This window comes from Thiorhodovibrio litoralis, assembly GCF_033954455.1.
GTDB classification, from domain to species: Bacteria; Pseudomonadota; Gammaproteobacteria; order Chromatiales; family Chromatiaceae; genus Thiorhodovibrio; species Thiorhodovibrio litoralis.
Genome location: NZ_CP121473.1, coordinates 2,806,523 through 2,817,667, shown reverse-complemented (window position 1 = coordinate 2,817,667; position 11,145 = coordinate 2,806,523). Strand labels below are relative to the sequence as shown.

General features: G+C 63.8%; 8 protein-coding genes. 5 read left to right on the top strand and 3 right to left on the bottom strand.

The features are described from left to right. Positions 1-163 precede the first annotated feature (163 nt). On the bottom strand, positions 164-712 hold the full coding sequence (orn, locus tag Thiosp_RS12535) for an oligoribonuclease (protein ID WP_201068634.1): 549 nt from the start codon (positions 710-712) through the stop codon (positions 164-166). A gap of 251 nt (positions 713-963) precedes the next feature. Between orn and Thiosp_RS12530 the strand changes: the two genes are divergently transcribed. Continuing rightward, positions 964-1,299: a cytochrome c gene (locus Thiosp_RS12530; protein ID WP_242518887.1), complete on the top strand. Its 336-nt coding sequence runs from the start codon at positions 964-966 to the stop codon at positions 1,297-1,299. Positions 1,300-1,392: 93 nt separating this feature from the next. Then, positions 1,393-2,421, top strand: a complete 1,029-nt coding sequence (gene rsgA, locus Thiosp_RS12525; RefSeq protein ID WP_201068635.1) for a small ribosomal subunit biogenesis GTPase RsgA — start codon at positions 1,393-1,395, stop codon at positions 2,419-2,421. Here rsgA and folK read toward each other — a convergent pair. Both folK and folB read right to left on the bottom strand, forming a co-directional pair. Further along, on the bottom strand, positions 2,411-2,911 hold the full coding sequence (gene folK, locus Thiosp_RS12520; protein ID WP_201068636.1) for a 2-amino-4-hydroxy-6-hydroxymethyldihydropteridine diphosphokinase: 501 nt from the start codon (positions 2,909-2,911) through the stop codon (positions 2,411-2,413). The two genes, rsgA and folK, sit on opposite strands and share 11 nt — an antisense overlap. 2 nt (positions 2,912-2,913) lie before the next feature. Continuing rightward, entirely contained in the window at positions 2,914-3,270 is a 357-nt protein-coding gene (gene folB / locus Thiosp_RS12515; protein WP_201068637.1) for a dihydroneopterin aldolase, read from the bottom strand. 256 nt (positions 3,271-3,526) lie between these two features. Here folB and plsY point away from each other — a divergent pair, with 256 nt between their 5' ends. The 3 genes from plsY to Thiosp_RS12500 all read left to right on the top strand — a co-directional run bounded on the left by plsY (position 3,527) and on the right by Thiosp_RS12500 (position 11,132). Further along, the gene (gene plsY, locus Thiosp_RS12510) at positions 3,527-4,192 is read left to right on the top strand and encodes a glycerol-3-phosphate 1-O-acyltransferase PlsY (RefSeq protein ID WP_201068638.1); all 666 of its coding nucleotides are present in this window, start codon (positions 3,527-3,529) and stop codon (positions 4,190-4,192) included. A gap of 66 nt (positions 4,193-4,258) precedes the next feature. Next, positions 4,259-9,988 carry an excinuclease ABC subunit UvrA gene (gene uvrA, locus Thiosp_RS12505; RefSeq protein ID WP_201068639.1) on the top strand — a complete coding sequence of 1,910 codons (5,730 nt, stop codon included), beginning with the start codon at positions 4,259-4,261 and terminating at the stop codon, positions 9,986-9,988. A 253-nt stretch (positions 9,989-10,241) separates the two neighbouring features. Further along, positions 10,242-11,132: a DMT family transporter gene (locus Thiosp_RS12500; protein WP_201068660.1), complete on the top strand. Its 891-nt coding sequence runs from the start codon at positions 10,242-10,244 to the stop codon at positions 11,130-11,132. The last annotated feature ends 13 nt before the right edge of the window (positions 11,133-11,145 follow it).

Below are 11,145 nucleotides of genomic sequence, written 5' to 3'. Positions count from 1 at the left end.
TGGGCGAAATGAGGGCTGTTCGTGTTTTCAGAGGCGGAGACTGGGGGTGCACCGCATTGGACGGGAGTGTCATGGCTAGCCTATTGACCTTAGCAGGGTAAGTGGCTCGTATCCTGAAACGAAAGTGACTCGCATCCGTGCCGCGGGGAATCAGCAAATCCCCTCAATGCACGCACAAAAACTCGGCGCGATAATGCTTGAGCTCGTCGATGGACTCGCGGATGTCGGACAGGGCCTCGTGCCGATTGCTTTTCTTGAAGTTATCAACCACGGCCGGCGCCCAGCGCTGGGCGAGAATCTTCAGCGTGCTGACATCCAGGTTGCGATAATGCAAAAACGCCTCGAGTCGGGGCATGAAGCGGGCCAGGAAGCGGCGGTCCTGACAGATACTGTTGCCACACAAGGGCGACTTGCCGGCCTTGCAGTGAAGCTGCAAAAAGCTCAGCATCTGTTCCTCAGCGCTGGCCTCGTCCTGATCGCTGAAGCGCACCCGCTCAATCAGACCCGAGTCACCATGATGCTGACGGTTCCATTCATCCATGCCAGCCAGAACTTCCTCGGACTGGCGCACCGCGAGCACAGGCCCTTCCGCCACCACCTCAAGGTGACTGTCGGTGATAATGACCGCCATCTCGAGGATTCGATCCGTAAAGGGATCAAGACCCGTCATTTCCAGATCCATCCAGATCAGGTTATCTTCGTTGCCCGCCATGATATGTCACGTCCCGTTCCGTCAAATCACGCGCCTGGATTTCCCCGGCTGCACTAGGTCAGAGCCAGCACGATAAGAAACAAGCCGGCGCCATACAATAGCAAGATTGCATTGCCAAACAATATGGCATCCCGGGCTCGAGCCGAAAACGCACTGCTGTTGCCGCAGCTGGCGAGGATAACCGAAGTCACCAACTCCGTGCCTGGCCATCATCAGAACCACACCATCATTGAACCACAGGAGACCGCAGAATGAAGACTCCAATCCAGACTAAGCCGAACCGCCCGGAGCGCATCACATTGTGGGCCGGGGCTTGCGCCGCCGCATTATTGTCGGCCTTACCTTTGTCAGCGCCCAGCGCGGCCCCGGCTGAGCCAGCCGCGGCCGAAGGTCTCTACGACGCCAATTGCACCAAGTGTCATGGCACCGAGGTCTACACGCGCGATGACCGGATGATCAATTCGCTGAGCGGGCTTGAGTCCCAGGTGCGCCGGTGCGAATCCTCGCTGGAGCTGCGCTGGTTCGACGATCAGATCATGGACGTCACCGGGCTGCTGAACGATCGCTACTATCACTTCAAGCCATGACACTGTCAGCACAAATGCTGTCAGCCCAGACATTGTCAGCCCAGACATTGTCAGCCCAGCCACTTTAGCCCCCGCGCCTGTCAAGCACCCGGCATGCCGCGACGACGCCTGTCAGAGCAGCAACTCAAGCGCGTCAGGGCGATCCAGGCGCGTCGTCGCGAGCAGCGCGAGATCCGCACCGAGGAGGCACTTGCCGACACCGGTGCTGGGGCGCCCCAGACCGGCCTGGTCGCAGTGCGCCATGGCGCCAATCTGGCGGTGGCGTGCGAGGACGGGCAGATCATCCACTGCGTGAGCCGGCGCAACATCGGCGATCCAGTGTGCGGTGACCGGGTCATCTGGGAGTCCACAGGCGCGGGGAGCGGCGTAGTCACGGCGGTCGAGCCGCGCCATTCGCTGTTGAGCCGCCCGGATACGACAGGACGCAGCAAGCCGCTCGCGGCCAATATCAGTCGACTGGTGTTTGTCTGCGCGCCAGAGCCGGCGCCGGCCGGCGATCTCATCGACCAGTACCTGGTGGCCGCTGAGCATATCGGCGTGCGGTCGCTGCTCTTGTGCAACAAATTGGATCTTCTCGACGCGCAAGCCGAGGCGGATTTCATCGCCAGTCTGGCCGATTACCAGCGGATCGGTTATCCCCTGCTGTCGCTGAGCGCGCGCGAGGGGCGTGGACTCGAGCCGCTGAACGACTATTTGCGTGATCAGACCAGCATTCTGGTGGGCCAATCGGGTGTGGGCAAGTCCTCGATCGTTCAGGCACTCTTGCCTGATCGGGAGATACAGATCGGGCAGCTGTCGCAGGCGACGGGACTCGGGCGGCATACCACCTCGGCGGCAAGCTGCTATCGCCTGCCGGGTGGCGGGCATCTGATTGACTCGCCCGGCGTGCGCAGCTTCCGGCTACCGCCGCTCAGCGCGAGCGAGCTCGAGCAGGGATTTCCGGAATTTCGCCCGCACGCCGGCCTGTGCCGCTTTGCCGACTGCCGCCATGACGCAGAGCCGGACTGCGCCATTCGTGCCGCCGTCGCTGACGGGCGGATCGCGTCCGAACGGCTGGCAGTCTTTCAGCGCCTGCGCGAGCGGCTGGCGCGAAATGCGGGCGCTGAAAATATCAGCCCCTAAACAAGCCCGACTGCTCAATCGGTGCTGCCTGACCGCGTGCCGCGAGGTCGAAATCGCGCCACAGGTCGGCGTAGCTCTGTCCCAGCTCGGGATGGAGCTCCTGGGGCGCCGCCGCCGCCAGGGGCGCCAGCACGAAGGCGTAGTCGAGAACTTCCGCGCGCGGCACCCGATAGCCTTCGATCTCGCCGGCCATGGCGCCATAGGTCAGCAGGTCCAGGTCGAGCGTGCGCGGTGCGAACCTATCCCCGTCGCGCACGCGACCATGCTCGTCCTCGATTGCATGCAGCAGCGCGTTGATGGCACTGACGGCAAGCCGCGTCTCGATACCAACGACCAAATTGAGAAATGGCGGACCGTCGCTGCCCACGGCCTCGGTCTCGTAAACCGGCGATATGCGCAAGCTCCCGAAACGTCGCTGCAAATCATGCAGACCACCGCGAATGGACGGTTCACGCCGCAGATTACTGCCGACACCGATCCAGCAGCGCACGCTTAAGCCCTGCTGCCCCGCTCGATGATCACGCCGACCCCGTCGGCATCGGTCACGGCGCCGGTCTTGTTCAGCCGCAGACGCACCCAGGGCACGCTAAACTCCTCGCGGATCAGGGTCGCGCAGGCCTCGGCCAGGCTCTCAACCAACTCAAAGCGCGCTTCACCGACAAATTCCTTCAGTCGCTTGGCCACGGCCTTGTAGTCCAGCGTCTCGTCAATATGATCGAGCGCGGCCGCGGCGGCGACATCGGCCGCCATTTCGATGTCCAGAATCACGGGTTGGCGAATCGACTTCTCCCATTCATAGATGCCGATGGTGGTCTCGATCCGCAGGCCGGTTAGAAAGACAATATCCATGCGCGTCAAGTGTGTTATGGCGATCAGAAATAACTCTATTGGTTTTGGGCAGGGCAACGGGTGCCGGGGGGGTTCAGCGGCATGGATGCCGTTGGGAAGCCTACAGGGATGTTCTCACGGCGTCCCCCGCGACCGTCGCCCGGCCCAAAACCAGGCCCAAATTCCCTGTTGTTCGGGAACAACAGGGCGTGAGGATAGGCGATTGATGGAGCCATGACCAGCCCGCCACTTGACCCCAAGCCTCCCAAACAGTCAAATGGCCGCCATGAACATGCTTGCTCTATTGCTCCCGCTCGCACTGGTTGTGGGCGCCTATCTGCTCGGCTCGGTGTCGAGCGCCATCATCGTCTGCCGGCTGATGGGGCTGCCCGATCCGCGCACCGAGGGCTCGGGCAATCCGGGCGCGACCAATGTGCTGCGCATCGGCGGCGATAAGGGCAAGAGGGCCGCCGCCATCACCCTGCTTGGCGACAGCCTCAAGGGCCTGCTGCCGATGGTCGCAGCGCATCTGCTCGGCGCTGCCCCTGGAACCCTGGCGGCCGTGGGGCTCGCGGCCTTTCTCGGGCATCTGTTTCCGGTCTTCTTTGGGTTTCGCGGCGGCAAAGGCGTGGCGACCGCGCTTGGCGTGCAATTCGGCCTGTTCTGGCCCATCGGGCTATGCGTGGCGGGCATCTGGCTGTTCGTCGCCAAGGGCCTCAAGATCTCCTCGCTCTCGGCGCTAATCTCCATGGCATTAGCGCCGATCATCGTCTGGCTATTCCGCCCGCAACCGGAACTGGTCGGCATGCAGCTGATCATCACAGGCATCCTGTTCTGGCGCCACCGCAGCAATATCCGCAAGCTGATTGACGGCACCGAGGACAGCATAGGCGGAGGTTCCGAGTCGGCCGAGCCTGATCGCGAGTCGACTGAGCGGCGTTAGAGACAGGCGCGAAAGCGTCCTTAACAAGCTTCCTGGACTTGCCACCCTCGTGCCAACGAGCCTGCATTGACATCCAAACCCAACCGCATCCTGCTGCGCGGTCTGCGCCAGCATAATCTCAAGAATCTCGATCTCGACCTGCCGCTGGGTGAGCTGATCCTGGTCACGGGCGTATCCGGTTGTGGCAAGTCGTCGCTGGCTTTCGATACTTTGTATGCCGAGGGGCAGCGGCGTTATGTCGAGACCTTCTCGCCCTATGCGCGGCAGTTTCTCGACCGCATGGACCGCCCGGCGGCGGATCGCATTGAGGGGATTCCGCCAGCGATTGCGATTGATCAGACCAATCCGGTGCGCACCTCGCGCTCGACCGTGGGAACCATGACGGAGCTGAATGATCATTTCAAGCTCCTGTTTGCGCGCGCCTCCCGACTGTTCTGCCATGGCTGTGGGCATGAGGTACGCTGCGACACGCCGGCGAGTATTTGGGCGGAGCTGCGGCGGCGGGGCGAGACGCAGCTTGTTGATGGGCAGCCGCCACGCACCATGATTTGCTTCTCAGTCATGGTGCCGGAAAGCCTGTCCGTCGAGCAGGTCAAGGAATTGCTGGCGCAGCAGGGCTATGCGCGCACCTTAAGCGAATCGCCCGAGCGCATCGAGGTCATTCAAGACCGACTGCGCCTGAGCGATGACAAACGCGAGCGCGCGCTGGAGGCCATCGAAGCCGCGCTGGATCAGGGGCGCGGGCAACTCCGGGTCTATCCGCTGGATGGCGAACGCCAGCCGCTCGCGCCCTGGCCTTTCTCGGCCGCGCGCCATTGTCCGGATTGCGATATCCGCTATCAGGAGCCGCGCCCGGGGCTATTTTCCTTCAACTCCCCGGCCGGTGCCTGCCCGAGCTGTCGCGGTTTCGGGCGGGTAATCGGCATCGACTGGAATCTGGTGATTCCGGATCACAGCAAGTCTCTGCTCGAAGGCGCGATCAAGCCGATCCAGTCCGATGGCTATGCCGAGGTGCGGGAGGATCTCATCGGACAGGCGCACCGCCGGGGCATTCCGACCGACATCCCCTGGTCCGCGCTGACCGATGACGACCGCCGTTGGGTGATCGAGGGCGAAGGCGACTGGACCCAGGATGCCAATCAGTCGGTCTGGTATGGGCTGACGCGCTTTTTCGACTGGCTGGAAAGTCGCGCCTACAAGATGCATGTGCGGGTACTGCTGTCGCGTTATCGCAGCTACGAGATGTGCCCGGACTGCCAAGGCGCGCGCCTGATTGACGAGGCGCTCGACTGGCGTCTCGGCGGGCACGAGCTGGCCGACCAGGCGCTGGATCGGCAGGCGCGCTTTCGCCACGGGCGCGCCCACATGCCGGAGATGGCCTGGCTGGGACTGCCGGGGCTGAATCTGCATGATCTGATGACCTTGCCGATTGGCCGCTTGGCGGCCTTTTTCGACGGCCTGGAATTCCCCGGTGCCATGGACCAGGCCTTGCGACTGCTGCTCGACAGCATCCGCAACCGGCTGAATTATCTGGTGACCGTGGGCCTGGCCTATCTGACGCTCGACCGCCAGTCGCGCACCCTGTCGGGCGGCGAGGTACAGCGCATCAATCTGACCACGGCGCTCGGCACCTCGCTGGTTAATACGCTTTTTGTGCTCGATGAGCCGAGCATCGGCCTGCATCCGCGCGATCTCGACCGAGTGCTCGGCATCCTCAAGCGGCTGCGCGATCAGGGCAACACCCTGGTCGTGGTGGAGCATGATCCGCAGCTGGTCCGCGCCGCCGACCGGATTCTCGACCTCGGGCCGGGGCCGGGCGAGCGTGGCGGCCAGTTGCTGTTCAACGGTCCACCGGCGGCGCTGCTCGACCAGCCCGACTCCCTGACCGGCGCCTATCTCAGTGGCCGACGCCAGGTGAGCGGCACGCGCACGCCCTGCCCTCCCGCTCCCGACGGCCCGGCACTCCGAGTCAAGGGCGCCACGCAACACAATCTACAGGGCCTGGATGTCGATTTTCCGCTGCGCCGACTGGTGGTGGTCACAGGCGTATCCGGCTCCGGCAAATCGACCCTGGTGCATCAGGTGCTCTATCTGGGCCTGAGCCGCATCAAAGGCCATGCCGAGGCCGAGCCAGGCGACTGCACGGCCATCACAGGCGCCGAGCTGATCGAGGATGCGATTCTGATCGATCAGGCGCCGATTGGACGCAGCGCGCGCTCCAATCCGGCGAGCTATGTCGGCGCGCTCGACCCGCTGCGCAAGCGTTTCGCCGCCACTCCAAAGGCCCGCGAGCACGGCTTCAAGGCCGGGCATTTCAGCTTCAACTCCGGCCCTGGGCGCTGTCCGGGCTGCGGCGGCTCGGGCTTCGAGCAGGTGGAGATGCAGTTCCTGTCGGATGTCTATCTGCGCTGCCCGGACTGCGACGGCAAGCGGTATCGCCCCGAGGTGCTCGGCATCCGCCTGCCCGCAGACAGCCCGCTGCCCGGTGCCAATATCGCCGATGTGCTGGAACTGACGGTGGCCGAAGCGCTGGCAGCCTTCGGTGAGGATAAAGACATCGCCCGCGCCTTGCGACCGCTGCAAGAAGTCGGGCTCGACTATCTGCGCTTGGGCCAACCGGTGCCGACCCTGTCCGGCGGCGAGGCGCAGCGGCTCAAGCTGGCTGGCCATCTGGCCAAGGCGGGCCGGCGGCGCAAGGGCACGACGGTCACGCCCGGCGGAATGCTTTTTCTGCTTGATGAGCCGACCACAGGTTTGCACTCAGACGACATCGCCACCCTACTCGGTGCTTTCCAGCGCCTGCTCGACGCCGGCCATTCGCTCATCGTCATCGAGCACAATCTGGACCTGATGCGCGCGGCCGACTGGATTATTGATCTTGGACCCGAAGGTGGCGACCAAGGCGGCGAGCTGGTCGCGACCGGCACACCGGAGGCGCTCGCCCAGCATCCGCACAGCCACACCGGACGTGCATTAAGGGAAGACGCCGAGGCCAGCGCGGCGCTGAACCCAGTTGAACTGGATAGGGTTGAGCTGAACCGGGTTGAGCTGGACCGAGTCGCCGAGGCACCGATGGCGACTTATCTGGCCGCAGCCGCCATTTCCGCCACTGAGACTCAAGCCCCCGGCGTCATCGGTATTCGCCATGCGCGCGAGCATAATCTGCAAGACTTGTCGCTGGACATCGAACGCGGACGTTTTATCGTAATCACCGGTGTGTCCGGTAGCGGCAAGAGCACCCTCGCCTTCGACGTGCTTTTTGCCGAGGGCCAGCGGCGTTATCTCGAATCGCTCAACGCCTATGCGCGTCAGTTCGTGCAACCGGCCGCCAAGGCCGAGGTCGATGCCATCTTCGGCATTCCGCCGACTGTAGCCATCGAGCAACGCACCAGTCGCGGCGGGCGCAAGAGCACCCTCGGCACCCTGACCGAGATTCACCATTATCTGCGTCTGCTCTATGTGAAACTCGGCGTGCCCCACTGCCCGGAATGCCAGGTGCCGGTCGCGCCCCAGAGCGGGGAAGCCATTCTGTGCCAAGTGCTCGACAGCTTCAGCGGCCAGAAGATCGAACTCCTTGCGCCCAAGGTCATCGCGCGCAAGGGCCTGTATAAAGAGCTCGCCGAATGGGCGGCCAAACAGGGCTATGAGCATCTGATTGTCGATGGCGAGCCCCTGCCGACCGCAGCCTGGCCAGTGCTCGACCGCTATCGCGAGCATTCCATCGACCTGCCGGTCGGGACGCTCCTCCTCGACCCGAGCGCGCTGGACCCCGCCCGCGCTTTGCTCAAACAGGCGCTCGAGCAGGCGCTCGATCTCGGCGATGGTCTGGTGCGCGTGCGACCGGTCGACGCGCCCTACAGCGCGGCGCGCAACTTCTCCACCCAGCGCACCTGCCCCGGCTGCGGGCGCGGCTTTGCTGAGCCCGACCCTCGGCTGTTTTCCTACAACTCCCGCCACGGCTGGTGCCCGAGCTGCTTCGGCACCGGCGCGCAGCTCAGCGGCTTCGACGCCGAGCAGAGCGGCGAGGAACGCCAATGGCAGGAACTCGACACTGCCCAATCCTGCCCAAGCTGCCAGGGCCAGCGTCTGAACGCTGAAGCGCTGGCCGTGCGCTTTCGCGACCAGTCCATCGGCGCCCTCTCCGCCCTGACCGTTACCCAGGCCGGCGCCTTTCTGGCCGATCTGGCGCTCAACGAGCGCGAAGCCGCCATCGCCACCGACCTGCTCGCCGAAGTGCGCGGCCGACTCGGCTTTCTCGAGCAAGTCGGCCTCGGCTATCTGACCCTAGACCGCGCCGCGCCCACCCTCTCCGGCGGCGAGGCCCAGCGCATCCGCCTCGCCGCCCAGCTTGGCTCCAACCTGCGCGGCGTCTGCTACATCCTCGACGAGCCCAGCATTGGCCTACACGCACGCGACAACCAGCGGCTGCTCACCACGCTCGAAGACCTGCGCGATCGCGGCAATAGCGTGTTGGTGGTCGAGCATGATCAGGAATTCATGCACCGTGCCGAGGAGATCATCGACCTAGGACCTGGCGCTGGCGTGCATGGCGGCCAACTGGTCGCGCGCGGCACCGCCGTCGAGTTGATGGCGAACCCGGAGTCCATCACCGGGCGCTATCTGGCGCGCGACCATGCCCATCCCGAGCAAGCGTTTGAGCGTGTCGCTGAACCCGAAGCCGATCATGTCGATACCAAACCCCAATCCGTGCCCCAACTCGCCCCCAAGCCCGCGCCCAAACAGCAACTGCACATCCAGGGCGCCACCCTGAACAACCTGAAAAACCTGGATTTGGACATCCCGCTCGCCCGCCTGGTGTGCGTGACCGGCGTCTCCGGCTCCGGCAAATCCACCCTGGTGCGGGATCTCATCGGCGCCTCTCTGCGCAACCTGCTCGGCAGCGCCGGCCCGACCAAAGGCACAGGCAAAGCTCAGCGCCGCGCAGAAGTCATCGGCTGCAAGTCACTCGGCGGCTGGCAAAGCCTCGCCAGAGTGCTGGAAGTCGACCAAACCCCTATCGGCAAAACCCCACGCTCCTGCCCCGCCACCTACGTCGGCTTCTGGGACAGCATCCGCCGCCTGTTCGCCGCCACGCCCGAGGCGCGCATGTTCGGCTGGGGACCGAGCCGCTTCTCCTTCAACACCAAAGGCGGGCGCTGCGAGGCCTGCGAAGGCCAGGGCTTTCAGCGCCTGGAAATGAGCTTTCTGCCCGATGTCACCCATCTGTGCGAAGTCTGCGGCGGCCGCCGTTTCAATGCCGAGACCAACGCCATCCGCTATCTCGGCCACCGCATCGGCGAGGTGCTGGCCATGCCGGTCGACCAGGCGGTCGAAGTCTTCCGCGCCCATCCCGCCATCCGCCAACCGCTCGAACTGCTGCAAGCCGTCGGCCTCGGCTACCTGACCCTCGGCCAGCCCAGCCCCACCCTCTCCGGCGGCGAGGCCCAGCGCATCAAACTGGTCAGCGAACTCGGCAAAGCCCGCACCAGCATCGAAGGCACCGCCATCCGCCCAACGCTTTATCTGCTCGACGAACCCACCGTCGGCCTGCACATGGCTGATGTCGAGCGGCTGATCGGGGTACTCGGGCGGCTGGTCAGCGTCGGCCACTCCGTGCTGGTCATTGAGCATGATTTAGATCTGATTGCCGCCGCCGACTGGGTGATCGACTTGGGGCCGGAAGGCGGCGACGCCGGTGGCGAGTTAGTGGCTGAGGGGGCACCCGGAACCCTCGCGGCAGCTGATCATGGCCACACAGCCCTCACCTTGCGGGCGGGGCTCATGCCGCGCGATTAGGTCCAGTCGCCTCCCTTCCCATAGGCTCCGATGGCGCGCCACTTGGCGCGGGTTTTGTGATCAGCGGTTCCGGCTCTTTGGGAAAAATGCAGAAAAGGCCTGATTCCTGCTCGGGACAAAGCAGGTTGGAAATTGTTAGCAAGCCTTGGCGTTTCTGAGCCACATCGACGGCCGGAGCTTGTGTGCGCCTGTTTGTGAGACACTCAAGTTATCCGAATTGGAGCGACGTGCAAGAGGAACAATCAAACACATGATGGGAGCAAGCACCCTTTTCGTGGTTGCGGCGGCCATTTTCTGGGGGTTGTCGGGCGGCATTGGCGGGATTTTGATGGCGAGCGGCTGGGATCCCTTTGTCGTGTCCTTCTACCGGGGTGCGATCGGTCTGCTGTGCGTTCTGCTCTGGTTGGCGCTGCGCCCGCGTGGCAGCGGTCTGACCGACCGCCGGCTGTGGTTCTGGTCTGCCATTGCTGGCCTCGGCGTGGCGGGAAATTTCTCCTTTTATTTTCTTAGTATTGCGCAGGGCAGCGTCGCGGTGGCGGCGACCTTGATGTACTGTGCCCCCGTGTTCGTGTATTTCGTGTCTTTCGCACTCGGGCTGGAAAAACCTACGGCGCTTAAGTGGGCGGCGGTTGCCCTGGTGATGGTCGGCGTGGGCCTGCTCACCCAGATCTATGATCTCGGGGCAAGTGGTGTCACGCCGCTCGGCGTCGCCGCGGGGCTACTGGCTGGCCTGTCCTACGCGGTGTTTATTTTTGGCTTTAAGTATGCGGCCCCGCATGGGAGCCCGCAGGCAATTCTGGCGATCGCCTTCGCGGTTCTTATCGCTGTACTGATTTGGCCCGGCGATTTCGCTCAGACCCTTGCGGTGCTAAGTACTCCGGATTGGCCGCTGTTCGTGGCTCTTGGCGTGTTTGGCGCTGGCTTGTCGTTCGTTCTCTATATTGTCGGTCTTAAGCACACTGCGCCGGCGGTTGCGTCCATCATCGCCATGGTTGAGCCCGTCACCGCGTCGCTCTTTGGTGTGGTGGTACTGAATGAGCATTTGACCCTTCCGCAGGTATCGGGCGCGGCGCTGATTCTGGTCACAGTGACCGCGTTGAGCATTTTTTCTCGTGGCCCTCAACCGGTTTCCGAATTGGATTAGTCCGACTGGCTGT